Source organism: Algoriphagus lutimaris (genome assembly GCF_017051705.1).
In the GTDB taxonomy this organism is placed as follows: Bacteria; Bacteroidota; Bacteroidia; order Cytophagales; family Cyclobacteriaceae; genus Algoriphagus; species Algoriphagus lutimaris.
On record NZ_JAFIDJ010000001.1, the window covers coordinates 1,423,527 to 1,447,845 of the forward strand.

At 37.9% G+C, this 24,319-nt stretch carries 23 protein-coding genes; 11 read left to right on the forward strand and 12 right to left on the reverse strand.

The genetic code is table 11. The features are described from left to right. The first annotated feature begins 39 nt into the window (after window positions 1–39). Window positions 40–1,341: a dihydrolipoamide acetyltransferase family protein gene (locus tag JYB62_RS05785; RefSeq protein WP_205644468.1), complete on the forward strand. Its 1,302-nt coding sequence runs from the start codon at window positions 40–42 to the stop codon at window positions 1,339–1,341. A 32-nt stretch (window positions 1,342–1,373) separates the two neighbouring features. Here JYB62_RS05785 and JYB62_RS05790 read toward each other — a convergent pair whose 3' ends face one another. The 5 genes from JYB62_RS05790 to JYB62_RS05810 form a co-directional block, all read right to left on the reverse strand. Beyond that, window positions 1,374–4,226 carry a PAS domain-containing hybrid sensor histidine kinase/response regulator gene (locus JYB62_RS05790; RefSeq protein ID WP_205644469.1) on the reverse strand — a complete coding sequence of 951 codons (2,853 nt, stop codon included), beginning with the start codon at window positions 4,224–4,226 and terminating at the stop codon, window positions 1,374–1,376. Then, the gene (locus tag JYB62_RS05795; protein WP_205644470.1) at window positions 4,227–5,147 is read right to left on the reverse strand and encodes a cache domain-containing protein; all 921 of its coding nucleotides are present in this window, start codon (window positions 5,145–5,147) and stop codon (window positions 4,227–4,229) included. A 107-nt stretch (window positions 5,148–5,254) separates the two neighbouring features. Continuing rightward, window positions 5,255–5,494: a hypothetical protein gene (locus JYB62_RS05800; RefSeq protein ID WP_205644471.1), complete on the reverse strand. Its 240-nt coding sequence runs from the start codon at window positions 5,492–5,494 to the stop codon at window positions 5,255–5,257. Beyond that, the gene (locus tag JYB62_RS05805; protein ID WP_205644472.1) at window positions 5,491–5,907 is read right to left on the reverse strand and encodes an OsmC family protein; all 417 of its coding nucleotides are present in this window, start codon (window positions 5,905–5,907) and stop codon (window positions 5,491–5,493) included. The genes JYB62_RS05800 and JYB62_RS05805 overlap by 4 nt, the downstream gene beginning before the upstream one ends. Window positions 5,908–5,964: 57 nt before the next feature. Then, window positions 5,965–9,342, reverse strand: coding sequence for a methylmalonyl-CoA mutase family protein (locus JYB62_RS05810; RefSeq protein WP_205644473.1), 3,378 nt, complete (start codon window positions 9,340–9,342; stop codon window positions 5,965–5,967). A gap of 234 nt (window positions 9,343–9,576) precedes the next feature. On the opposite strand from JYB62_RS05810, the gene JYB62_RS05815 reads away from it, so the two are divergent. The 3 genes from JYB62_RS05815 to JYB62_RS05825 all read left to right on the forward strand — a co-directional run bounded on the left by JYB62_RS05815 (window position 9,577) and on the right by JYB62_RS05825 (window position 13,151). Next, on the forward strand, window positions 9,577–10,872 hold the full coding sequence (locus tag JYB62_RS05815) for an acetyl-CoA hydrolase/transferase family protein (RefSeq protein ID WP_205644474.1): 1,296 nt from the start codon (window positions 9,577–9,579) through the stop codon (window positions 10,870–10,872). Window positions 10,873–10,943: 71 nt separating this feature from the next. Beyond that, window positions 10,944–12,275 (forward strand): sugar porter family MFS transporter, encoded by a 1,332-nt coding sequence (locus JYB62_RS05820; protein WP_205644475.1) that lies wholly within the window; start codon window positions 10,944–10,946, stop codon window positions 12,273–12,275. Between the two features lie 3 nt (window positions 12,276–12,278). After that, window positions 12,279–13,151: a carbohydrate kinase family protein gene (locus tag JYB62_RS05825; RefSeq protein WP_205644476.1), complete on the forward strand. Its 873-nt coding sequence runs from the start codon at window positions 12,279–12,281 to the stop codon at window positions 13,149–13,151. Between the two features lie 68 nt (window positions 13,152–13,219). Here JYB62_RS05825 and JYB62_RS05830 read toward each other — a convergent pair whose 3' ends face one another. The 5 genes from JYB62_RS05830 to rsmA form a co-directional block, all read right to left on the reverse strand. After that, on the reverse strand, window positions 13,220–13,612 hold the full coding sequence (locus JYB62_RS05830) for an HIT family protein (protein ID WP_205644477.1): 393 nt from the start codon (window positions 13,610–13,612) through the stop codon (window positions 13,220–13,222). Window positions 13,613–13,652: 40 nt separating this feature from the next. After that, entirely contained in the window at window positions 13,653–14,126 is a 474-nt protein-coding gene (gene greA / locus JYB62_RS05835) for a transcription elongation factor GreA (protein WP_205644478.1), read from the reverse strand. A 162-nt stretch (window positions 14,127–14,288) separates the two neighbouring features. Further along, window positions 14,289–15,218, reverse strand: coding sequence for a 2-hydroxyacid dehydrogenase (locus JYB62_RS05840; RefSeq protein WP_205644479.1), 930 nt, complete (start codon window positions 15,216–15,218; stop codon window positions 14,289–14,291). Window positions 15,219–15,227: 9 nt separating this feature from the next. Then, on the reverse strand, window positions 15,228–16,595 hold the full coding sequence (gene mgtE / locus JYB62_RS05845) for a magnesium transporter (protein WP_205644480.1): 1,368 nt from the start codon (window positions 16,593–16,595) through the stop codon (window positions 15,228–15,230). Further along, window positions 16,582–17,367 carry a 16S rRNA (adenine(1518)-N(6)/adenine(1519)-N(6))-dimethyltransferase RsmA gene (gene rsmA, locus JYB62_RS05850; RefSeq protein WP_205644481.1) on the reverse strand — a complete coding sequence of 262 codons (786 nt, stop codon included), beginning with the start codon at window positions 17,365–17,367 and terminating at the stop codon, window positions 16,582–16,584. Before rsmA ends, mgtE begins: the two co-directional genes overlap by 14 nt. 119 nt (window positions 17,368–17,486) lie before the next feature. Here rsmA and pdxA point away from each other — a divergent pair, with 119 nt between their 5' ends. The 7 genes from pdxA (at window position 17,487) to accC (ending at window position 23,162) form a co-directional block, all read left to right on the forward strand. Continuing rightward, window positions 17,487–18,509, forward strand: a complete 1,023-nt coding sequence (gene pdxA / locus JYB62_RS05855) for a 4-hydroxythreonine-4-phosphate dehydrogenase PdxA (protein ID WP_205644482.1) — start codon at window positions 17,487–17,489, stop codon at window positions 18,507–18,509. A 109-nt stretch (window positions 18,510–18,618) separates the two neighbouring features. Further along, complete coding sequence (locus tag JYB62_RS05860; protein ID WP_205644483.1) at window positions 18,619–19,185, forward strand: YceD family protein; 567 nt, start codon at window positions 18,619–18,621, stop codon at window positions 19,183–19,185. Window positions 19,186–19,203: 18 nt separating this feature from the next. Further along, window positions 19,204–19,395 carry a 50S ribosomal protein L32 gene (gene rpmF, locus JYB62_RS05865; protein ID WP_008201274.1) on the forward strand — a complete coding sequence of 64 codons (192 nt, stop codon included), beginning with the start codon at window positions 19,204–19,206 and terminating at the stop codon, window positions 19,393–19,395. A 230-nt stretch (window positions 19,396–19,625) separates the two neighbouring features. After that, window positions 19,626–20,624, forward strand: coding sequence for a beta-ketoacyl-ACP synthase III (locus JYB62_RS05870; protein ID WP_205644484.1), 999 nt, complete (start codon window positions 19,626–19,628; stop codon window positions 20,622–20,624). Between the two features lie 29 nt (window positions 20,625–20,653). Beyond that, complete coding sequence (efp, locus tag JYB62_RS05875) at window positions 20,654–21,217, forward strand: elongation factor P (protein ID WP_074223781.1); 564 nt, start codon at window positions 20,654–20,656, stop codon at window positions 21,215–21,217. Between the two features lie 94 nt (window positions 21,218–21,311). After that, window positions 21,312–21,785, forward strand: coding sequence for an acetyl-CoA carboxylase biotin carboxyl carrier protein (gene accB, locus JYB62_RS05880; RefSeq protein ID WP_205644485.1), 474 nt, complete (start codon window positions 21,312–21,314; stop codon window positions 21,783–21,785). 27 nt (window positions 21,786–21,812) lie between these two features. Further along, window positions 21,813–23,162, forward strand: coding sequence for an acetyl-CoA carboxylase biotin carboxylase subunit (gene accC, locus JYB62_RS05885; protein WP_205644486.1), 1,350 nt, complete (start codon window positions 21,813–21,815; stop codon window positions 23,160–23,162). A 61-nt stretch (window positions 23,163–23,223) separates the two neighbouring features. Here the strand turns inward: accC and JYB62_RS05890 are convergent, their stop codons facing one another. After that, complete coding sequence (locus tag JYB62_RS05890; protein ID WP_205644487.1) at window positions 23,224–23,637, reverse strand: hypothetical protein; 414 nt, start codon at window positions 23,635–23,637, stop codon at window positions 23,224–23,226. Window positions 23,638–23,680: 43 nt separating this feature from the next. Next, the gene (locus JYB62_RS05895) at window positions 23,681–24,109 is read right to left on the reverse strand and encodes a hypothetical protein (protein WP_205644488.1); all 429 of its coding nucleotides are present in this window, start codon (window positions 24,107–24,109) and stop codon (window positions 23,681–23,683) included. Between the last annotated feature and the right edge of the window lie 210 nt (window positions 24,110–24,319).

A 24,319-nucleotide genomic window follows, 5' to 3' on the forward strand; every position in this document is an offset into this window, starting at 1 on the left:
AAAGTCGAATATACACCCAATTTAATTATTTTGAAGATTATGGCAAGTGTAGAAATGCTAATGCCCAAAATGGGCGAAAGTATCATAGAGGGAACCATCCTAAGTTGGCTTAAAAAAGAAGGCGAAAAAATAGAACAGGATGAATCTGTTTTAGAGGTAGCCACTGATAAAGTAGATACCGAGGTCCCGTCTACGCATGCAGGAGTATTGAAAAAAATCTTGGTTAAAGAAGGGGATGTAGTGGCAGTTGGGGCTCCAATCGCAGTCATTGAGACTGAAGGAGAAGTAGAAAACGCTGCAAAAGATAAAGAATCAGAAGAAATTAATTCCAAAGAAGAGTTACTTGCTGCAGCTCCTGAAAATACCGCTTCTTTAATTTCTCCTTCAGCTGCCTCTACTCCTCTGCAGGAAATTTCGGATGATCGATTCTACTCCCCTCTTGTTCAGAGTATTGCAAAGGAGGAAGCGATCTCAAAAGAGGAATTATCTAAAATTCCAGGTACTGGAAAAGATGGTCGTGTCACCAAAAATGACATGCTAAACTACCTAGAGAAAAGAAGTAAAAATGGAAAAGCTTCAAGCATTGAAGTACCATCCATATCACAACCAAAAGCCCAAGTAAGTATTTCGGCCTCAGACGAAATCATTGAAATGGACAGAATGAGGAAGATGATCGCTCAAAGAATGGTCGATTCCAAAAGAATTTCTGCTCATGTGACTTCATTTGTTGAGGCGGACATGACCAACATAGTTCTTTGGCGTGAGAAAAATAAAATGGCTTACAAAGCTAAATTTGGAGAATCAATTACCTATACACCATTCTTTATTGAGGCCATTTCAAAGGCGATTAGAGATTTTCCGATGATTAATATTTCTATTGATGGAGATAAAATAATCAAGAAGAAAGACATCAATATAGGGATGGCAGTAGCTTTACCAAGTGGTAATTTAATAGTCCCTGTAATTAAAAAAGCGGATCAGTTAAACCTGGTAGGAATCTCCAAACAAGTAAATGATTTGGCAAACAGAGCTAGAAACAACAAACTCAGTGCTGATGACCTAAGTGGAGGAACCTATACCGTTTCGAATGTAGGCTCTTTTGGAAATGTGATGGGCACTCCTATCATAATGCAACCCCAAGTGGCTATCATGGCGGTTGGAGCTATTGTCAAAAAACCTGCAGTGGTAGAAACACCAACTGGAGATGTAATTGCAATCCGACATAAAATGTTTTTATCACACTCTTATGATCATCGCGTTGTTGATGGTTCCTTAGGAGGAATGTTTGTCAAACGAGTTGCTGATTATTTGGCAGACTTTGATTTAAACACATCATTATAACACTAAAAAACCAGGTTGATCACCTGGTTTTTTTATGCCTTTAGCTTTGCTTTTTTATCATAGAAGAGCATCAATTTTTTTGCCAAGGCCATTAAACGAATCGGCTTGGTTAAATAATCATCCATTCCACTTTCAAATGCCTTCTTTTGATCCTCATCAAAAACGTTGGCAGATAATCCTATAATGAAAAGATTTTCCATATTAGGTGTCTCCCTGATTCTCTTAGTAGCCTCCAAACCATTCATTACTGGCATTTGAACATCCATCAATACCAAGTCAAATTCCTGATTCATGACCATATCTAAAGCTTCTAAACCATTTCTTGCAATTTCAAATGAGTATCCCAACTGATCCAGCATCAAATCCATTAATTGAAGATTCAAATCGTTATCCTCTGCCAGTAAGATTCTTAAAGGATACTCACCCCCCATTCCAAACCAGTTTTCCCTTTCATCAGCTGATGCATTGATCTCCTCGGTAAACTCTGCATCCACTTTTGTAAGTAATATGGAGAAAGCGAAGGTGGAACCCTCACCTATCGTACTGGAGATATTAAGTTCACCTCCCATCAATTCAATGATTTTTTTGGCAATTGCCAATCCCAAGCCTGTTCCTTGAAAACTTCTGGTACTTGAGCTTTCCACCTGGAAAAACGGATCCGTCAAGGAAGGAATCAATTCTTCCGGAATTCCTATTCCGCTATCCTTTACCTCAGTTTTTAAATAATATAAATCTCCTTCAATATGCTCTACATCCATGGAGACAGAAACTACTCCTCCTACTGGCGTAAACTTAATAGCATTTCCTACTAGATTAATAATCACTTGATTAATCCGCAGATAATCAGATTCAAACTGCTCGTATGCTTTAGAACTGATATGTTTATTTATCTTAATATTTTTCTTTTGAGCTAGTCCATAAAAAATTTGTATCTGTTTCTCAAGTTCTTCTGCTGGTTTGGTCGGAAAAGGATTGATATCAATTTTTCCTGCTTCGATTTTCGAATAATCCAGAATGTCCTTGATAATTCCCAACAATGAATTTCCGGAATTCTTGATGATCTCAAGGTACTCTTTCTGATCATTATTGAGTTTGGTCAACTCCAATAGATCAATGATTCCCAACAAACCGTTCATAGGAGTCCTGATCTCATGGCTCATGTTAGCCAGGAACTCTGATTTGGCACGACTAGCTTCATCCGCAGCACTCATTGCTTCAATCAAGCCTTTCTCCCAGATTTTTTGACTGGTGATATCTTTAGCCACCGACATCATTCTATTTTCATCTAATGGGAAATACCTCAGTTCAAAATACTTGGAACCATTCGGAAGCTCCAACTTCCTATTCACAGATTGAATGGTACCGGTATTTCTTGCGGTATTAAAAGCTTGGAGCGTTTCTTCTTTTTGATCCTCTGGAAGCAAATCGGCAAGGTTTTTACCTAATGCTGAATCATCCCATCCCGGAATTTTATCCTTGACATGAAAATCAATTACTTTCCCCTTATTGTCATAAATAAAAATGATGTCAGGAATATTTTCTAATACTGTTCTTAGTCGATTTTCACTTTGAACTAATTCCTGACTTGCCTCAAATTGGGAGGTAATATCAGTACAAATACCCAACCCCCCTTTAAATCTTCCTTTCTTATCAAAAATTAACTTTTCAAATATTTTTAGACGAATCTTTTTTTGATCAGGCCTGGTGTAATCATATTCAAAATCCAAAACTGACTTTTTGGAATCTAATGCTTCACTTACTATTTCCTGCAGTTCTGTTACCTCCTGAATGGAACTATTGGGTAAAAATGCCTTTATAAATTCATCTTTGGTACTGCCAAGGATGTTCTCTACTTCATCACTGACACTTGTCATTTCTCCTCTATGGTTATGGAAATAGACAAAGCCTTTCAGTTCTTTTAAAAGTAGATTTTGCTGATCAAAAAGCTCCGATATCTCCTTAGAGCTTTTTTCAAGTTGATTCTGAGATTTTAAGTTGTTATGTAAAGAAAGAATAAAAAATACGATCGTACCAAACAACAATAGTATCAATACAAAAAACAGCCATAAGTAAGTATTATAGACTCCCTCTGTAAGCTCTTCTGTTTCAATAAAAAATACCATAGAGGCATTTTCGAGAATCCCTCCAAAATCAAAAGGGTATTGAACTAAAACTCCACTAATAGATTCACTATTATAATTCCAAGTCACCTCATAAATCCCCTTTAAGCCTATGGCTATATCATTTTTAATAACCTGAAGATCTTTGTCTTGAAACTCAATTGTATTTGCAGGTTTACCGGCGCTAATATTAATCAATTGATCGCCTAGTAATAAAAATTTCCCCCCTCCTTCATTCAAATAATAATTAGAAACAAAACGGCGACTAAAATCCTCCAATTTTAAAAGGAACAGCATTTCCAGACCATCTGGATTACTTCTATAAAGACTGGAGTTTTCTTTAAACTTACTTCTAATGAATCCATCAAAAGGCTGTGAAATAAAATCATTCCGGTCCGTCATGGTAAAAAATGAGGAGGATTCAGGAAAGTTAACCCAAACCGTATCCACTAACCCAGGGAAATTATTCATTAATTTTCTGATGGCCATTGGAAGATCTATTTGAAAATCCTCTTCATCTAAATCTTCGTCTTCAAGGAATGAAAAAAGGCTACTTGCATCTTCCTCAAACCGAAAGATTTCAAGTTCGAGCTCTCTGGCCGCTAATTCTGTTTGTTTGGTTAGGAATACTTTTCTAGATGCTAATTGGGCATCCGAAATAGCAAGATAAAAGCTAACACCTAAGGCAATGACTAATAGGACTAGAAAAATACCTAGAGCAGTCGTAAGTAAAAAACTAAGGTTATTTATCTTTCTAGTCCACATTTAATACGGGTTTATTTCTATCAAATACCAATCGGTAAAATTAAATGGAACTGCTATTGCTTCTTTTAAGTCATTCTCATTTTCAAACAAGAATCTATTTTCCTTTTTAAACAAAAACTCTTGTCCCATTTCCCTCACTTGTCTACTCTTACTGTTAAAAAGATTAAAATCAGAAATGCGGAAATTATCGGCCTTAATTGTTTCCCTATAAACATAATTTTTTAATGGTGGAAAACTTAGTGCTTCAATGGCTGTTGATTTGCCAGAAACAATATCCCCAATTCCATTTACAATTAATAAGTTTCCGTCCTCCTGCTCCAAAAAACGATGCAATATCTCCTCCACAGTGATATCTATTCCTAAAACAGCAAATAAATCATCTCCATCATATACTGGGTAAACTAATGACATAATCCAACCTTTACCTGCTGGATCAGCATATACCTCAGGGAGCCAAATTGGTTCTTTTTGAGGATTGTGCTCCAAGTCCCCCTCATAAAAGAAATTAAATGTAACCAAATCAATATCTGGATCCATTAAATTTTTCGCATCGTAAGGTGGGTAAACCCTTGAAACCTGCATTGAGGAATTAGAATATACCTGAGCAATGATAGGATGCTTTTCATAAACGGCTTTAAAAGCGGAGTCTAGTATATTCGTAAACAATACCTCTTCCATGGATTTCTCCGGATCCGGAGATTTGGTAGACAGGATTAACTTACTAAGTTCCTCCCCCTGAACAGGTATATTATCGGAAAATGAACCCTCAAAAGTATACCTCGACTTATCTGCAGTTTCCAAAAGGGAATCCCTATTTGCTAATACATATTGGTAAAAATCCCCAAGACTAACGATCTCTTTATTCAAGGTCAGAAATTCCTCCTCCATATTTTTCACCAATTGGGCTAATCTTTGGTCCACGGGAAGTTTTTCCGAACTTCTCTGCCCTTTACATGAAAAAAATGACAGGGAAATAATAAAAAAGAATCTTAATCTAATTTTCATAGGTAAAACACTTAGTACGGAAATTATAAATTTTCCAACTGTGCACGAAAGATTTTACCCATTTCTTCAAATCTAAATTTTACTTTTTCAAAAAAATCATCCTTCCAGAATACTTCTAAAGCACTCTCCTCCAAGACATCCATTTCGCTTACTTTGAAGGTTTGCTCCAAAGGTCCCAGTTCATATTTAATGATATATTTATTGTTCCAGGAGAAAACACTGATGCGTATTTCCTCCTGAACAAATTCATTTACAACTCTCATGATGGCCTTTTAACAATATATGAGTAGGTGATTTTGGGATTTAATGAAGAAGCTACCGAACAATATTTATCCACAGAAAGTGCCACCACTTTACCGAATTCCGTTTCATTAGCATCAGGAGAAACCAAGGTAAAAGACAAATGGATATCCGTGTAATAAGCGGGGATTCCATCATTCCTTAACCCTTCTACATCCACTGTAAATGATTCGATGGTTTTTCTTTTTTTCTTCATCATGAGTACCGCATCTACTGAAGCACATCCCCCTAACGCAGAAAGAATTAAATCCATAGGAGACTGAGCTCGTTTTTCTGGAGCATCGTACATATCAATCTGTACTACATTTCCCTGAGGATTTACTGCTTCGTACTCATAGTCCGCTTTCATGCGAACAGTTACATTTCTCTTTGACATGGTAGTTATAATTAAACTTTTCTTGCTTTCCTTTTATCTTTTCCTTGAAGGATTGATTTACATGTTTCTTCTATATTGCCCCCCTACTTCATACAAAGCATGGGTTATTTGACCTAGCGAACAATATTTGACCGCTTCCATCAATTCTGCAAAAATATTCTCATTTTTCACAGCCACCTTTTTTAACGATTGAAGATGCTCTTCAACAAGTTTCGGGTGAGATTGATTCAAATTTTTCAATGTTGTAATCTGTGATTCTTTTTCCTCTTTTGTGGCTCGAATCACCTCCCCAGGAGTAACTGTTGGAGAACCTTCTGATGACAAGAAGGTATTTACACCAATGATTGGGTATTCACCTGTATGTTTCAACATTTCATAATGAAGACTTTCTTCCTGAATCTTACCCCGTTGATACATAGTTTCCATAGCTCCCAATACCCCACCACGCTCGGTAATTCTGTCAAATTCAAGATAAATCGCCTCTTCCACCAAGTCTGTTAATTCCTCAATGATAAAAGCTCCCTGCAATGGATTTTCATTTTTGGCCAACCCGAGTTCTTTATTGATAATCAACTGGATCGCCATTGCTCTTCTTACAGAGGCTTCTGTAGGAGTAGTAATTGCCTCATCATAGGCATTGGTATGCAAGGAATTACAATTATCATATATCGCGTATAAAGCTTGAAGGGTAGTACGGATATCATTAAAGTCAATTTCTTGAGCATGCAAAGACCTACCTGAGGTTTGTATATGGTATTTAAGCATTTGAGAACGCTCATTTGCCCCATATTTCAATTTCATTGCCTTTGCCCACACTCTTCGAGCCACTCTTCCTATGACTGCATATTCTGGATCAATACCATTGGAAAAGAAGAAGGATAAATTGGGCGCAAATTTATTGATATCCATCCCCCTACTTACATAATATTCTACATAAGTAAATCCATTGGATAGGGTCAGGGCTAATTGGGTGATGGGGTTAGCCCCTGCCTCGGCAATATGGTACCCTGAGATAGAAACTGAATAGAAATTTCGGATACTATTTTCAATAAAATACTGCTGCACATCACCCATCAACCTAAGTGAGAACTCTGTAGAGAATATACAGGTGTTTTGAGCTTGATCTTCTTTCAGAATATCTGCCTGTACAGTACCTCTAACTCTAGCTACAGTATCGGCTTTGATCTTATTATACACCTCTTGTGGAAGTACCTGATCACCAGTTACTCCCAAAAGCATCAAACCTAGGCCATCGTTTCCTTCGGGAATTGTACCGTTGTAGGAAGGTCTCACTAAACCTTTTTTCTGGTAGATTTCCTCAATCTTTTGATTTACATCCTTCTCTAGACCATTTTCTTTGATATATACCTCACATTGTTGATCGATCGCGGCATTCATGAAAAAGGCAGTCATGGTAGCTGCAGGTCCATTAATGGTCATAGAAACCGATGTCATCGGGTCTACCAAATTGAATCCAGAGTAGAGTTTCTTAGCATCGTCCAGACAACATACATTTACTCCGGAATTACCAATTTTTCCATAGATATCCGGTCTATAATCAGGATCTTCTCCATATAAGGTTACCGAATCAAAAGCAGTTGAAAGCCTCTTGGCAGGCATATCCTTTGACACATAGTGAAACCTTTTATTGGTTCTTTCAGGGCTTCCCTCTCCAGCAAACATTCTGGTGGGGTCCTCTCCTTCTCGTTTGAATGGAAATACTCCGGCAGTGTAAGGGAATTTACCCGGTACATTTTCACGTAATCCCCACTTCAATAAATCTCCCCAAGCCTCATACTTTGGAAGTGAAATTTTAGGAATCTTAGATTCTGAAAGTGAAGTATAAAAAGTCTTCACTTTAATTTCTTTATCTCTGACTTTAAATACATAAAAGTCTTCTCCATACCTCGCTGCTTCCTGAGGCCATTCTTCTATCCACTTTTTGTTTTTGGGATCAAGGTTCAATTCAACCTGAGCATACACTTCTTCAAGTTCCTTCAACAAACGATCCTGATCAGCTACCTGAAGGGATTCAATTGCCTCCATGGATTTTTTGATACTAAAAAGTTGTTGAGCAATCTCTTTTTGCTCTTCTACCCATGAATCATAGTTTCTATTTGTTTCTGATATTTCTGATAAGTAGCGAGTTCTTGCCGGTGGAATGATATAGATTTTTTCGGAGGTTCCTGCTGATAATTCAAAATTGCTGTCCCAACCGGGATGATCTTCATTAATCTTGGAGATCAATGCTTTGTACAACTGATTCATACCTGGATCATTAAATTGGGATGCAATTGTTCCAAAAACAGGGATCTCTTCATCCTGGATATCCCAGAGATTATGATTTCTTTTGAATTGTTTTTTTACATCCCGGATTGCATCCAAAGCACCTCTCTTATCAAATTTGTTCAATGCAATCACATCCGCAAAATCCAGCATATCAATTTTTTCCAATTGGGATGCTGCTCCATATTCAGGAGTCATCACATACAGAGATAAGTCCGAATGCTCAATAATCTCGGTATCCGATTGTCCAATTCCTGAAGTTTCCAGAATCACCAAATCAAACCCTGCTGCCTTAACGGTGTCGACCGCATCCTGAACATATTTAGATAGGGCAAGATTTGATTGTCTAGTAGCCAGTGAGCGCATATACACTCTTGGGTGATGAATGGCATTCATACGAATCCTGTCTCCCAATAAGGCTCCACCCGTTTTTCTTTTGGAAGGATCTACCGAAATTATAGCCAAAGTTTTACCTTCAAAATCGATCAAAAACCTTCTCACTAATTCATCTACTAGAGAAGACTTACCTGCTCCACCAGTTCCTGTAATTCCCAAAACAGGAGTCTTGGAATTTTTACTTTCAAGTCTAACCTGATTCAATAAAGACTGAGACTTTGCAGGAAAATTTTCAAAAGCAGAAATAGCCCTTCCTACGAAAGCTTTATTCGTTTTGTTCAACTCAAAACCTTCTTGGAATGTATCCCCAATTGGAAAATCTGACTTTTCTACTAGATCATTAATCATTCCTTGTAAACCCATGGCTCGGCCGTCGTCTGGCGCATAAATTCGGGCAATCCCATAGCCATGAAGTTCTTGAATTTCTTCTTGAAGGATTGTTCCCCCTCCTCCTCCAAATATCTTAATATGACCAGCACCTTTTTCCTGAAGTAAATCATACATGTATTTAAAAAATTCCACATGCCCTCCTTGATAAGAAGTGATAGCAATTGCCTGCACATCTTCCTGAATGGCACAATCCACAATCTCCTGAACCGACCTATTATGTCCTAAATGAATCACTTCACATCCAGTAGATTGAATGATTCTCCTCATAATGTTTATTGCAGCATCATGACCATCAAACAAAGATGCGGCAGTAACTATTCGAATATGATTTTTGGGTTTATAAATCTCGGTGGATCCAGTCATAAAATCGGGTTTAATTCTTATTTTACAAGAGAAAAACGCTATTCATTCAATAAAATAGGGTTTCTTTTTATGCTTGCGAATATACGCAAAAGCCCCAAGATGACCTTCAATTATTGGATCATAAACAAAATATTATTTGGTCACCTATGATGAATAATCTCTTGTAGACTGACCTATATCATCTTTTTTGAAAACGTTGAAATCTACTTTTGCCTGAACCTAAATCAAGAATTTATGTCTCTTTCCTATATAAGCCCTGAACAGGCGGTAAGCTTAATTGAAAGTCATCAAAGAGTCTTTGTACATGGAAGTGCTGCTACTCCTACTCGACTATTAAAAGCTTTGGCAGAACGAAAAAATGACTTAAGAAATGTAGAAATCGTTGCCATTACTACACTTGGGGAAATGCCATTGGTTAAACCTGAATGCCAGAATGCCTTTTACATGAATTCCCTTTTTGTTTCCGAAAATGTAAGGAAGGCTGTCAATTCCGATTATGGAGGATACGTACCAATTTTTTTAAGCGAAATTGGACACCTCTTCAGAAATAAAATACTAGGCATTGATGTAGCATTAATTCAAGTATCTGAACCTGATGCCCATGGATTTTGCACCCTAGGCACTTCAGTGGATATTGCAAAACCAGCCGTCGAAACTGCAAGAATCATTATTGCCCAAGTCAATAAAAAAATGCCAAGAACTCATGGAGATGGGCATATTCATATCTCAAAATTCTCAGCAGCCATTCATGTAGACGATGATTTGCCAGAAATCAATTATGCAAAAAAAATCACGGAACGGGAAATTCAGATTGGGCAACACATTTCTTCTCTAATTGAAGATCGATCCACCCTTCAAATGGGGATAGGTGCGATTCCTGATGCCGTGTTGAATTCGTTACATCACCATAAGGATTTAGGAGTTCATACGGAAATGTTTTCTAATGGAATCTTGGAATTGATGAAGTCTGGAGCTGTCACCAATTCATTTAAGAAAAAACATCCTGGAAAAGTAGTTTCCTCCTTTGCCGCAGGAACCAGAGAGCTATATGATACTGTAAATGACAATCCTGAATTCTCTTTCCATGAAGCAGCCTATGTAAATGATACTGCTGTCATTCGAAAAAACCCAAAGGTCATATCCATCAATAGTTGTGTTGAATTGGATTTAACTGGACAGGTTTGTGCAGATTCAATAGGAAGTTATCATTATTCAGGAGTCGGTGGTCAAATGGACTTTATGAGAGGAGCGGCTCTTTCTGTGGGTGGAAAACCTATTATGGCTTTACCTTCAACCACAAAAAAAGGGAATTCCAAAATTGTTCCGTTTTTAAAGGAAGGTGCAGGAGTAGTCACTACACGTGCTCACATGCAATACGTGGTCACAGAATTTGGAATTGCCAACCTTTATGGTAAAAACCTAAGACAAAGAGCTTATGAGTTAATGCGAATTGCCCACCCTGACCATCAGGAATCATTGGAAAAAGCGATCGTTGAAAGGTTTGGAAGCTATATTTACCCTTTCAGGTAACAAGCGGAAAAATTTCATTTTTATTTATTAGTCTTATCGTTAGTTTAGCTTTGCGATAACCCAAAATATTCATGTCTTCAAAAAACTATGCATTCTTTGTCTCGATTACTGCCGCTTTAGGTGGATTTCTGTTTGGATTTGACACGGCTGTAATTTCCGGTGCCGAGCGAGCGATTCAAGAAACTTGGAGGTTAAGTGATTGGATGCATGGATTAGCGATTGCTTCCGCCTTATACGGTACAGTAATTGGAGCCTTATTTGGAGGAATTCCGGCAGATAAATTTGGACGACAAAAAAGTCTACTTTGGATCGGACTGTTTTACCTGATTTCGGCACTGGGTTCAGGTTTAGCATGGGATGTTACTTCTTTCACCTTTTTCCGGTTTTTGGGCGGATTGGGAGTTGGAGCTTCATCCGTAGTTGCCCCTATGTATATCTCTGAAATTGCGCCAGCTAAAAATCGTGGACTGTTGGTGGCTCTGTATCAGTTTAACATTGTCTTTGGAATCGTCATGGCCTATGTCTCCAATTACCTAATCGGTACAGCAGAGCTAGCACAAGATTGGCGATGGATGTTGGGTGCCGAGGCCATTCCTGCACTACTTTACTCTATTTTGATTTTCAGAATCCCAGAAAGCCCAAGATGGTTAATAGGAAAAAGAAATGATGAAGTTCAAGCCAGAGCTATATTGACAAGAACAGACCCTGAAGGAGTGGATGAAGCAATCCGTCTGGCTTTAGAAGAGGAAAAGAAAATCAAACAAAAAGGAAGTTTTTCAGCCATCTTCAAAAAGCGGTTTTTGCCTACTACACTCATGGCAATTATGATTGCCTTTTTCAACCAGGTGTCTGGTATCAATGCAATCATTTATTTTGCTCCTAGAATATTTGAAATGGCTGGGATTTCTACCGAATCTGCCTTAATATCTACTATTGGAATAGGAGTAGTAAATCTATTTGCAACCTTCCTCGGACTATATTTGATAGATAGAATAGGAAGAAAAAAATTGATGTACATTGGTTCTATGGGGTATATAGTGTCACTTTCTTTAATGGCATACAATTTCCTAGGTCCCGGGATCCCTACATTCTGGCTACCTATATTCGTATTTGCCTTTATCGCTTCACATGCTGTCGGGCAAGGATCCGTCATTTGGGTATTTATTTCAGAAATGTTCCCCAATGATCTTAGAGCTTACGGCCAATCAACTGGCTCATTTACTCATTGGATCTTGGCAGCCATAATTGCCAATGTATTTCCATTTTTTGCAAATCAATTTGGACCTGGATATATCTTTTCATTCTTTGCTGTGATGATGGTATGGCAACTATTATGGGTAAGATTTAAGATGCCAGAAACAAAAGGAAGGTCATTAGAAGAGATTCATCAAAATATTCACTGAGGAATGATCAATAAAGTAGTTGTATTTGGAGAAATGCTATGGGATTGCCTTCCCAATGGAGCTGTTCCAGGAGGTGCTCCCATGAACGTTGCACTTAACCTTCACCAGTTAGGGCTTGATTCAAAGCTGATATCTGCCGTAGGAAAAGATAATGACGGGAAAAAACTACTAGATTTTCTAAATTCTTTTCAATTCCAGACGAACCTTATTCAACAGCTAGAAGAGTATGGAACGTCCAAAGTCCTTGTGGATGACAGTGATCCTGAAAACATAAAATACGATATCATATCGCCTGTTGCCTGGGATTTTATTAAGTGGAATAAAAACATGGACCAATTAGTGGCGGAGTCAGATGCTTTTGTCTTTGGCACCTTAGGGGTAAGAAATCCTGAAAGTCTCACCACCCTCTTGAAGCTTCTTCATCACGAAACCTTGCGTTTTTTTGACGCCAATTTACGTTCGCCTTATTATGATTTTGAAATAATTGAAACGCTACTGGGTTTTGCCGACGTATTAAAAATCAATGAAGATGAGTTGGTGATTTTCGCAGACTTTTTTAATGTTAAACCAACTATTAAGTCGGTCTGTTACCATTTAGATCAACATTTCCCAATGGATTTAATCTGTGTGACCAAGGGATCAGCAGGTGCTTTAATTTATAAAAAGGGAGAAATTATCGAACATCCTGGTTACAAAGTAAAGGTCGCTGATAGTATTGGGGCAGGTGATGCATTTCTAAGTGGGTTTATCAAAGGCTACCTTGAGAATAAACCGCTAAGTGAAACACTTGATTTTGCCTGTAAACTGGGGGCTTTTGTGGCTTCCAAAAAGGGAGGAACTCCCAACTACTCCATCTCTGATCTAGAAGCTATGTGATCGAAGTTCTTCACTGCACAAAAAAAGCTGACTCTTCCTAGTCAGCTTATATATTTTGGAGGTTTAACTTAAAAACCACTTTTGATCACTTCTGCAATTTCTGCCAATTCTTCTGGAGTCAATTTCAACTTTGGTCTACCAAAATTAATGTCATCCATACTTCTTAAAGGAACCAAGTGAACATGTACATGAGGCACTTCCAAACCTATTACTGCTACCCCTACTCTGGTGCACTTGATGGTTCTATCTATTGCCTTTGCTACTTTTTGCGCAAATACATGCAAGCCTGCCAAAACTTCCGGTTCCAAATCAAAAATGTAATCCACTTCTTGTTTTGGGACCACTAGGATATGTCCTTTTACCAAAGGCATGATATCCAGAAAAGCAATGTAATTTTCATCCTCAGCTACTATATGAGCGGGAATTTCTCTGTTAATAATCTTGGTGAAAATTGAAGCCATAGTGTTGAGAAAAAAAATCCCGGAATACCGGGATCTATAATTAATAAGAAATATCTAAAATTTCGAATTGGAGTACACCAGCAGGTGCATTGATCTCTGCTACCTCGCCCTTCTTCTTTCCTACCAATCCTTTTCCGAATGGAGAACCCAAAGAAATTTTTCCAGCTTTCAAATCAGCCTCTTCTTCAGACACCAACGTGTAAGAAACGGTCATCCCATTTTTTACATTTTTAATTTTTACAGTACTTAGTATTCCCACTTTGGAAGTATCCATCTGAGAATTATCAAATACGCGTGCATTTCCGACTACTGCTTCCAGTTTAGCGATCTTCAATTCCAAATGACCTTGAGCATCTTTGGCAGCATCATACTCTGCATTTTCACTCAAATCACCTTTATCCCTTGCTTCAGCAATTTGCTTAGCAATATCGGTACGACCTCTCGTCTTAAGATCTTGAAGTTCGTCCTTCAATTTCTTCAATCCTTCTTCTGTGTAGTATTGTACTTTTCCCATAATTTAACTCAATTAGAAAGGCACCAAAAACAAAGTAACGGTCGCGTTTGGGTGACCGTTACTTTGTCAGATGTCTTTATTTGATGCTCAAAGATAATAAACCAAATGCTACAAAACAATTACATGCAATGGTCAAAAATATCTATTAAAGTCTTAAAACGGCTATTTAAAAGCTTTTGTTATTTTCTTCACTAAGACTTTATTTATTTTTTTGTACGACTCAAATGTCCAGCCAGCTACATGCGGACTAAAGAGCACATTTTCCCTTGAAGAGAGCTTTTCAAACTCTTCTTTTTGCTCCACAGTAAACTTTTGGAACTTTTCATTTTCCAAAACATCCAATACTGCTCCTAATAATATACCGCGATCCAATGCTTCATTCAAGGTTTTGAAACTAATCACTTCACCCCTTGCAGTATTGATCAACCAAAAAGGATGAGCAAAACTTTCCAACTCTTGAATGGTTAGGAAATTTCTGGTTTCTGGAGTCAAAGGGACATGAATACTTAAGATATCCGCTTCAGCTTTCAGCTTTTCCCAAATTACTTCTTTCACTTCTCTGGTCCCGAAGTTCAATTTATACTTATCGTAAGCATAGATGTCCACTCCAAAACCTCTGAGTCGTTTAGCGAAAGATTTTCCCATATTGCCATAACCCATGATCCCCACAGTTTTGCCCATCAACTCATGTCCACGGTTACCTTCACGATCCCAAATACCTTTTCTGACCTCAGCATCTGACTTTTTAATATGATTAAAAAGCGCCAATAACATGGCCATCGCATGTTCAGCCACTGCATCTCGATTCCCTTTGGCTGCATGAAACAGTTTGATTCCTCTGTTTACTAAATAATCCAAATCAATTTGATCAAGCCCAGCGCCGGCTCTTCCAATAAATTTCAAATTGACAGCTTTCTCCAACAGGGGTTGATCCATCGGAGTTTTGGATCGGATAATCAACCCATCATATGCAGATACTTGATCTAATATTTCTTCTCTGGTAATTTTTGGAGAATAGGTAACCTGATGACCTTTCTTTTCCAGCATAGAGATGATACTCTTATGCATTTTGTCAATTATCAATATTTTCATGGAATCCTCTTAAATATGTAAAAGAGACATGGCCACTAAAAAATATACGGCAAGTCCCAGTAAATCATTGGCTGTAGTAATAAACGGGCCTGAGGCTAGGGCAGGGTTTATTCCTATTTTATCTAAAAGAATTGGGGTAATCGTCCCCATAAAAGATGACAGTAATACCACTGAAAACAAGGCTATGGAAACGACCAAAGCAAAAGAGACTTCACTTTGATAAAATAAGACTACCACTGCAAAAACAAAGGTGGCCAAAATCAATCCGTTGATGACCGCAACCGAAAGTACCTTAAGAAATCTCTTGGAAAAAGAATCGTCAAATGCAGATTTACTAGCTAAGGATTGAACTACCAAAGAAGAGGATTGGATCCCTACATTCCCTCCTGTAGCAGTGATCAAAGGAATGAAAAATGCCAACGCAGTCACTTTGCTTAATCCTTCCTCAAAAAAACCGATAAACCCGGCACCTAAAAGCCCCCCTACAATCCCGATCAACAACCAAGGAAGTCGGGCTTTAGTCAAACGGATCACGCTATCATATTCATCTACTGTATCCGAAATACCAGTCATAGCCTGAATATCTTCTTCTGCTTCTTCTCGGATAATATCCAAAATATCATCAAAGGTAATTCGACCCACCAGCTTGTTTTTCACGTTTACTACAGGAACAGTTTCCAAATCATACCTACGCATAATTTCCGCTACTTCCTCCTGATCCATGTAAGTGGGTACGGAGATCACTTCATCTTCATAAATATCCTCGATTTTGGTTTGCTCAGATGCAAGGACAATTCTCTTTAATGAAACCCTTCCTAGTAGCTGCTGCTTATTATCAACTACATAAATGGAGAAGATTTTATCTACATTTTCGGCTTGTCTTCTGATTTCATTGATGGTCTGAACCACATTCCAGTTTTTATTAGCTCGAATGTATTCCTTCGCCATAATACCACCGGCTGTATCCTCTTCGTAGCGTAATAGCTCCAGAATTTGCTCTGATTTCTGCCGATCTGTAAAATACCCGATGACTTCTTCCCTCTCCCGAAGAGAAAGCAAGTTTAAAATATCTGCTCCATCATCAGAGTCCATGCATTCAATTAAGCTGGCTATTTCAGGATTTTCCATTTCCTTCAACACCTTGGTCAAGGTATCTTCATCCAGCTCAATAAGAATATCAGCAGAAAACTGATTATCCAGAAGTCGAAGCACATAGATAGATTCCTCCATGGAGAGCTCGTCCAAAATGGCAGCCACGTCAGCCACATTTGCTCCTTCTAAAGAATCTTGGATAAAGGCAATATTCTCCTCCTCTATCCCCAGTCTGAGGCTCTCTAAATATTCTTTCGAAAGTTCAAATTGCTTAATGATTTCCACGGGAAGCTTCTATTTGTTGAGCTATAAAAACAAAATCTGATACGTCCAATTGCTCGGCACGCTTATCCATTAAAGGGTTGGTCTTTAAATCTTCTGGAAGTTGGAAGGATTTCAATGAATTCCTCAACGTTTTCCTTCTATTTCCAAAACCTCCTTTTACCACCTGAAAAAATAATTTTTCATTACAGTCCAGGTTCTTCACTTTATTCCTAACCAATCGGATTACACCTGAGTTCACTCTTGGAGGAGGATCAAATACTTCAGGAGGAACAGAAAAAAGGTATTCTATATCATAATAAGCCTGAAGAAGCACAGACAAAATTCCGTAATCTTTATTCCCTTTTGGAGATGCAATTCTTTCTGCTACCTCTTTTTGGAGCATACAAACCACTTCTGTTACTTGATCTCTCACTTCCAGAACCTTAAAGAAAATCTGTGAAGAAATATTGTATGGAAAGTTTCCTGCTATGGCATATTGATCTGGAATTACTTTTTTAAAATCGTATTTCAAATAATCCCCATAGATAATTCTATCGCCAAGCTCAGGATATTTCTTATTTAAGTACTCTATTGACTCTTTATCAATATCAATAAGGTACAACTCGAGGTCTGATTTTAGTAAATAATCTGTGAGCACACCCATTCCAGGCCCAATTTCCAAGACCTTGGTCACTCCTCCATGCCCTTTGACCGCCAAAGCTATTCGCTCTGCTATACTTAAATCGGTCAAAAAGTGCTGGCCAAGATGTTTTTTGGCTCTGACTTTTTCCATCGGTTAGCTCTGATTATTTTTTATAAATTGCAGCTTCAAAAATAAGAGAATATTCCTAAAGGACTACAGTGTACTTTGGCATGCAATTAAAAGCCAATTATCGCAAAGCCCAAAATTATATGAACATAAGAAAGAGTAAACCCATCATTGGGATAAGTATCGGAGATATTAACGGAGTCGGGATTGAAGTAACGCTCAAGGCTTTATCTGATAATCGTATCTTCAAAAACTTTACCCCTCTCATTTATGGGCATGGCAAAGCAATCTCATTCTATAAGAAGATCCTGAATATTGATGATTTTAATTTTGTTCAGATTAAATCCATGAATGAAATCCAACACAAGCGTGTCAATGTCATCAACGTCATGGAGGAATGTCCAGAAGTGATACCAGGAGTAGAAACGCAAGAAGCTGGAAAAATGGCTATCGAGGCGATTTCTCAAGCTTTGGAGGATCTTAAAAATGGTCATATTCAAGCCTTGGTAACTGCTCCAGTCAATAAAAATAACATCAATTCAGAGGAATTGCATTTTGTGGGACATACTGAATACATCACAGCCTCCGTTGGAGCAAAAGAAAGTTTGATGTTAATGGTTTCGGACTCACTTCGAGTAGGATTGGTAACAGGCCATATTCCTTTGGCACAAGTCGCTCAAGCAGTGACCAAAGAAAAGATCATTCAAAAATCGAATTTGCTATTAAACACCTTGGTAAAGGATTTTGGCATTACCAAACCGAAGATTGCGATCCTAGGATTGAACCCACATGCTGGAGAAGATGGATTACTGGGCAAAGAAGAGGAAGAAATCATCAAACCTGCCATTCGTGAATTGAAAGACCAAAATAAAATGGTGTTTGGACCTTATCCTTCGGATGGATTCTTTGGAATGATGCACCAATCAAAATTTGACGGGGTTTTGGCCATGTACCACGATCAAGGCTTAATCCCTTTCAAATCCATTGCATTCAGTTCTGGAGTGAATTTCACTTCGGGCTTGCCGATCATAAGAACTTCCCCTGATCACGGAACTGCCTATAATATTGCAGGCAAAAATGTGGCGGATGAAGGTTCGATGAGGGCGGCAATTTTCCTTGCATCAGACATTATTTCCCAGCATGAACAGGAAAACCAAGAGAGTTAGATAAAAAATTGGCTAGATTTCCGCAGCTAACCAAATATTATTTTACAATCTATTTTATCCTATTTAAATAATTCCCTAAATTTGCGGTCTTAAATCGAGAGGAGGAATCGTGAAATTCTGGAGAACCTTTGATATTGAGGTAATTAAGTTCGTTGAGGGAAGACACGAAATCGACTTCGAAATCGACGATTCGTTCTTTCAACATTTTGAAGACAATCATCTTGTCGAAAAAGGCAATTTGACCGTACGGGTCAATATGAAAAAAGGTGCCAATTTGATAGAAATGGATTTCCTTATTCAAGGAAAAGTCAGACTGACTTGTGACAGAAGTCTTGAGGAGTATGACCAGCCCTTAGATATTCGTGAAACCATGATCTATAAATATGGTAGTGAAGAAGTAGAAATCAATGAAGATGTCATAATGATTACGAGGGACACTCCTTCAGTCAATGTGGCTCAATTGATCTATGAATTCATTCTGATCAACCTTCCTGCAAAAAAAATCCATCCTGATTACCGTAATGAATTGGATGATGATGATTTTGAAGGAGAAGGTGGAATTGTCTATTTGGATGATGATTTTGACGAAGATGAACTTGAGGACAACTCAGAAGAAGAAACAAAAGAAATTGATCCCCGCTGGGCATCATTAAAAAATTTAAAAAACAAGGAATAATCATAAACCACATATAAAATGGCACATCCTAAACGAAAAATTTCGAAAACCAGAAGAGATAAAAGAAGAACTCATTATAAATTAGAGGCTCCTGGTTTGGCTAAATGCCCAACTACTGGCGAAATGCACTTGCCGCACAGAGCGTTCTGGTTGGACGGTAAATTGTACTACAAAGGACAAGTTATCATTGAAAAAGAAGTACTAGCTTAATAAGCTATTTCAGTAATATTAAAATCCATTCTTGGTTTAAGAATGGATTTTTTGTTTTAATAGGAATTCAATTCCCTGTCTTTCAGTATATTGATAACCGTTGGTAGTTTTTGTTTTGGTGGTCAGAGACAATTATAATATTTTTGGCAATTCCCAAAGGAAGTACACCAACCTTTCATCCCATTTTAAGGAGTTTTATATTTGGGGCTCCTTACTATAACCAAAAAATAATGGACAAAATCAGAGCCATGGTAACCGGAGTTCAAGGATATGTTCCTGAATACCGTTTAACCAATAAAGAACTTGAAACTCTGGTAGATACCAACGACGAGTGGATTTACACAAGAACAGGCATTAAAGAGAGAAGAATCCTTAAAGGTGAAAACCAAGGTACTTCTGTCATGGCAGTAGAAGCAATCAAAGGCTTGCTTGAAAAAACGCAAACCGATCCTCTAGATATTGATTTGATTATTTGTGCTACAGTTACTCCTGACATGCCTTTCCCGGCAACTGCAAATATTATTGCAGACAAAGTCGGTGCAAAAAATAGCTTCAGCTTTGATATTGCAGCTGCTTGTTCTGGCTTCCTGTATGCTATGCAGGTAGGAAGTCAGTTTATCCAAACTGGTCAACACAAAAAGGTAATCGTGGTAGGGGCTGATAAAATGTCTTCTATAGTGAATTACGAAGACAGGACTACCTGTATTCTTTTTGGTGATGGAGCTGGTGCTATTTTATTGGAACCTACCACTGAAGAACTTGGAATAATGGATGCCTTGCTTCACGCTGATGGATCAGGAGCTCCTTATCTCAATATGAAAGCAGGAGGAAGCATGAAACCTGCCACCCATGAAACTGTAGATGCGAGAGAGCATTTCGCAGCCCAAGAAGGGTCTACAGTTTTCAAATTTGCGGTAACCAATATGGCTGATGTTAGTGCTGAAGTAATGGAGAGAAATAACCTTACCAGTGATGATGTTGCTTGGCTGGTACCACATCAAGCAAACAAGAGAATCATTGATGCGACCTCAAGCAGAATGGGCATCGGATCTGACAAAGTGATGATGAACATTGAAAAGTATGGCAATACTACTGCAGCTACACTTCCGCTTTGTCTTTGGGACTACGAAAGCCAATTGAAAAAAGGAGATAATTTGATTCTTGCTGCATTTGGAGGCGGCTTTACTTGGGGTGCACTTTATTTGAAATGGGCTTACGACCCTAAGTAAATTGATTAATAAATATAATAATTGAATATATGGCTAGTACTGCAGATTTTAAAAATGGGCTTTGTCTGGTAATGAACAATGAAATTTATTCCATTGTTGATTTCCAGCACGTAAAACCTGGAAAAGGTGCTGCTTTTGTGAGAACAAAATTGAAAGGATTGACCAATGGTAAAACCTTGGATAAGACTTTTAATGCTGGTGAAAAAGTAGAAACTGCGAGAGTTGAAAAAAGACCTCATCAGTTCTTGTACAAGGATGATATGGGGTACCATTTCATGGATACCAACACCTTCGAGCAAATACCTATTGAGGAGAAATTGATCGAAAGACCAGATTTATTGAAAGATGGACAAATGGTTGATATCCTTATTCATGATGAAACTGAAACTCCTATTTCTGTGGAATTACCTCCTTTCGTAGAATTAATGATTACCTACACAGAACCAGGGATTAAAGGAGATACTGCAACCAACGCGCTTAAACCGGCTACCCTAGAAACTGGAGCAACTGTAATGGTTCCTTTATTTGTAGAACAGGATATCATGATTAAAGTGGATACCAGAGATGGATCCTATTCTGAAAGAGTAAAATAATTAACTTAGCTGAAATCAATACTGATTGAATTCAGCTATTTTTATTTAAACCCAATTCTGAACTGTCCTAGGACATTCTTTAAAAAACGAGACTATGAAACCTAAAGAGATTCAAGAGCTAATCGATTATATCTCAAATTCAGGCTTAGCTGAAGTAAAAATTAAAACAGATGAGTTTGAGTTGTCTATTAAAAAAGATTCATCCAATGTACGTGTAGTGGAAGCTGCTCCAGCTCCTGCACCAGTTGCAGCTGCGCCTACCCCAGCACCAGCTGCTGCACCGGCACCTTCTGCACCGGCACCTGCGCCTACAGAAAACTCTAATTTAGTTGAAATAAAATCACCAATGATTGGTACCTTTTATTTGACTCCTAACCCAGACTCTCCTGCATTTGTTAATGTTGGAGACACTGTGAAACCTGGACAAACAGTTTGTATTATCGAAGCAATGAAACTTTTCAATGAAATTGAATCTGAAGTTTCAGGAAAAATTGTAAAAATCTTGGTTACTAACTCTACTCCTGTAGAGTATGATCAACCTTTATTCCTAGTAGATCCTGCTGGTTAATAATTTTTCCAACTAAACTATAAAACCGTGTTTAACAAGATACTTATTGCCAATAGAGGTGAAATAGCATTACGAGTGATCCGAACTTGCAAGGAAATGGGGATCAAAACGGTTGCTGTTTATTCTACTGCTGACAAAGACAGTCTTCATGTAAGATTCGCTGACGAAGCGGTTTGCATAGGTCCTGCTCCAAGTCGGGATTCTTATTTGAACATACCAAGAATCATTGCTGCTGCAGAAATCACCAATGCAGACGCCATACATCCAGGCTATGGATTCCTTTCAGAAAATGCTGAGTTTTCCAGAATTTGTGAAGAATATGGTATTAAATTCATTGGTGCCAGCCCTGAAATGATTGGCAAAATGGGTGACAAGGCTACTGCCAAAGCTACTATGAGAGAAGCTGGTGTGCCAACTGTCCCAGGTTCTGAAGGACTATTGGAATCCATTGAGCAAGGTATAAAGCTTGCAAATGAAATGGGATACCCTGTAATTCTAAAAGCTACTGCTGGTGGCGGTGGCCGAGGAATGAGAATTGTCAAAGAAGAAAGCGGCTTCAAAAAAGCTTGGGATGATGCAAGAATGGAATCAGGTGCTGCCTTCGGAAATGATGGTCTTTACTTGGAAAAATTCGTAGAAGAACCAAGACATATTGAAATCCAGATCATTGGTGATAAAAATGGAAGAGCTTGTCACCTTTCCGAGAGAGATTGTTCTATTCAAAGAAGACATCAAAAACTGGTAGAAGAAACTCCTTCTCCATTTATCACTGATGAATTAAGAAAAGCCATGGGTGAAGCGGCTATCAAAGGCGCCGAAGCAATAGGCTATGAAGGAGCCGGAACCATTGAGTTTTTAGTGGACAAAAACCGCAACTTCTACTTCATGGAGATGAATACCAGGATTCAGGTAGAACATCCGATTACCGAGGAAGTAACAGATTTTGATTTGATCAAAGAACAAATCAAGGTGGCTGCAGGAGATGTCATTAGTGGCAAAAACTACATTCCTAAACTTTATGCCATGGAATGTCGAATCAATGCAGAAGATCCTGCGAATGGATTCAGACCTAGCCCGGGAAGAATTCAAAACTTACATATCCCTGGAGGTAGAGGAGTCAGAGTGGATTCACATGTTTATGCTGGGTATGTAATCCCTCCTAACTATGATTCCATGATTGCTAAACTTATTGTAAGCGGTCAGTCTAGAGAAGAGGTAATTGTTAGAATGAAAAGAGCCTTGGAGGAGTTTGTCATTGATGGTATCAAAACCACCATTCCTTTCCACTTGGCCCTATTGGAAGACCCTGAGTTCAAAGCAGGGAATTTCACCACCAAATTCCTGGAAACATTTGATTTCTCTGTGATAAAAAAATAAACCAACCTTTTACCAAGTAAAAAGCTGTCCACAGGGCAGCTTTTTTGTTTACTTGATATATTTAAATACCAGAAAAACCCACGTCGAAAGTAATTGTTTTGCTCCAAAGCCAAAGTACTAATGGGACGGAAATCACAGTCAGCAATGTAGCACCCTTATTCAACTTCTTTACTTTTATCATATTGATTTCAGAAATAGGAACACCTGTTTCAATCGGAACTCTTAATCTTTTATTGTTTTTCTGTGTAAATAAACCTTGGATTGAATCATTTCTAACTTCGGAATAGGTAATATCATAACTGACACTATCCTTGGTTAGAACAAACAAGTCATCGCCTTCAGAAATACGTGAGAGTTGTCTTGGCTCAAAATACTTGCTCCTTTCTTCTACGGCTAGATTTGGTTTGATCCAATCTACCTTCTGATAAGTTTTGCATGAGGTTCCAACTAAAAACACCATCAAAAAGAGCCCCATTTGGCATCTAAAAGGGAACAGTCTAAATCGATATTTAGGAAGATTAAATGTCATCTAAATAATCTACTAGATCAGACATACCTTGATTAAATATCACTCCCCAAAAAATAAATAAAGACATCACTGGCACCCCAATACCTACTCCTAAAGTTGTACCCAAATTAAACTTTCTAACTCTTAACTCTTCTATTTCCGAAAATGCAACCCTTCTGGAGCTCGGAAATTCAATAGTTTGATTTTCAAACTTCCAAAATAATCCTTGAATGGAATCATTTACCGATTCAGAATAGATCAAATAGTATTTTTTAGAATTACTGGCTATCACCTTTAAGCTATCTCCTTCCTTGATTCTTGAAATCTGTCTAGGTTCAAAAGACACACTCCTTTCTTCTTTTGGTACCTTGGGTTTGATCCAATCGATATTCTGATACGTCTTGCAATTGGAAAAGCAAAATACCAAAAGAATTGACATACAATATTTTGAAAATATAGGACGCATATTTTTCCTTTGGATAAAGCTCGAAAAATGTCTCAAAAGCTTAAAATTTTTGATTTTAATTTTTTTGTAATTCTTACTAAAATCAAGCTTTTTATTAGGCAAAAACACTAATTTCCAATACATTAGACAATAAAAAAATGAATTCAATTATTCTTTTTTTTATTAAAAATCAACCGACTTTTA

Excerpts from the sequence above, each read along its gene's own strand:
- JYB62_RS05785 (WP_205644468.1), top strand. The coding sequence starts at position 40 with ATGGCAAGTGTAGAAATGCTAATGCCCAAAATGGGCGAAAGTATCATA.
- JYB62_RS05790 (WP_205644469.1), bottom strand. The coding sequence starts at position 4,226 with ATGTGGACTAGAAAGATAAATAACCTTAGTTTTTTACTTACGACTGCT.
- JYB62_RS05800 (WP_205644471.1), bottom strand. The coding sequence starts at position 5,494 with ATGAGAGTTGTAAATGAATTTGTTCAGGAGGAAATACGCATCAGTGTT.
- JYB62_RS05805 (WP_205644472.1), bottom strand. The coding sequence starts at position 5,907 with ATGTCAAAGAGAAATGTAACTGTTCGCATGAAAGCGGACTATGAGTAC.
- JYB62_RS05810 (WP_205644473.1), bottom strand. The coding sequence starts at position 9,342 with ATGACTGGATCCACCGAGATTTATAAACCCAAAAATCATATTCGAATA.
- JYB62_RS05815 (WP_205644474.1), top strand. The coding sequence starts at position 9,577 with ATGTCTCTTTCCTATATAAGCCCTGAACAGGCGGTAAGCTTAATTGAA.
- JYB62_RS05820 (WP_205644475.1), top strand. The coding sequence starts at position 10,944 with ATGTCTTCAAAAAACTATGCATTCTTTGTCTCGATTACTGCCGCTTTA.
- JYB62_RS05825 (WP_205644476.1), top strand. The coding sequence starts at position 12,279 with ATGATCAATAAAGTAGTTGTATTTGGAGAAATGCTATGGGATTGCCTT.
- JYB62_RS05830 (WP_205644477.1), bottom strand. The coding sequence starts at position 13,612 with ATGGCTTCAATTTTCACCAAGATTATTAACAGAGAAATTCCCGCTCAT.
- greA (WP_205644478.1), bottom strand. The coding sequence starts at position 14,126 with ATGGGAAAAGTACAATACTACACAGAAGAAGGATTGAAGAAATTGAAG.
- JYB62_RS05840 (WP_205644479.1), bottom strand. The coding sequence starts at position 15,218 with ATGAAAATATTGATAATTGACAAAATGCATAAGAGTATCATCTCTATG.
- rsmA (WP_205644481.1), bottom strand. The coding sequence starts at position 17,367 with ATGGAAAAAGTCAGAGCCAAAAAACATCTTGGCCAGCACTTTTTGACC.
- pdxA (WP_205644482.1), top strand. The coding sequence starts at position 17,487 with ATGAACATAAGAAAGAGTAAACCCATCATTGGGATAAGTATCGGAGAT.
- rpmF (WP_008201274.1), top strand. The coding sequence starts at position 19,204 with ATGGCACATCCTAAACGAAAAATTTCGAAAACCAGAAGAGATAAAAGA.
- JYB62_RS05870 (WP_205644484.1), top strand. The coding sequence starts at position 19,626 with ATGGACAAAATCAGAGCCATGGTAACCGGAGTTCAAGGATATGTTCCT.
- efp (WP_074223781.1), top strand. The coding sequence starts at position 20,654 with ATGGCTAGTACTGCAGATTTTAAAAATGGGCTTTGTCTGGTAATGAAC.
- accB (WP_205644485.1), top strand. The coding sequence starts at position 21,312 with ATGAAACCTAAAGAGATTCAAGAGCTAATCGATTATATCTCAAATTCA.
- JYB62_RS05890 (WP_205644487.1), bottom strand. The coding sequence starts at position 23,637 with ATGGGGCTCTTTTTGATGGTGTTTTTAGTTGGAACCTCATGCAAAACT.
- JYB62_RS05895 (WP_205644488.1), bottom strand. The coding sequence starts at position 24,109 with ATGTCAATTCTTTTGGTATTTTGCTTTTCCAATTGCAAGACGTATCAG.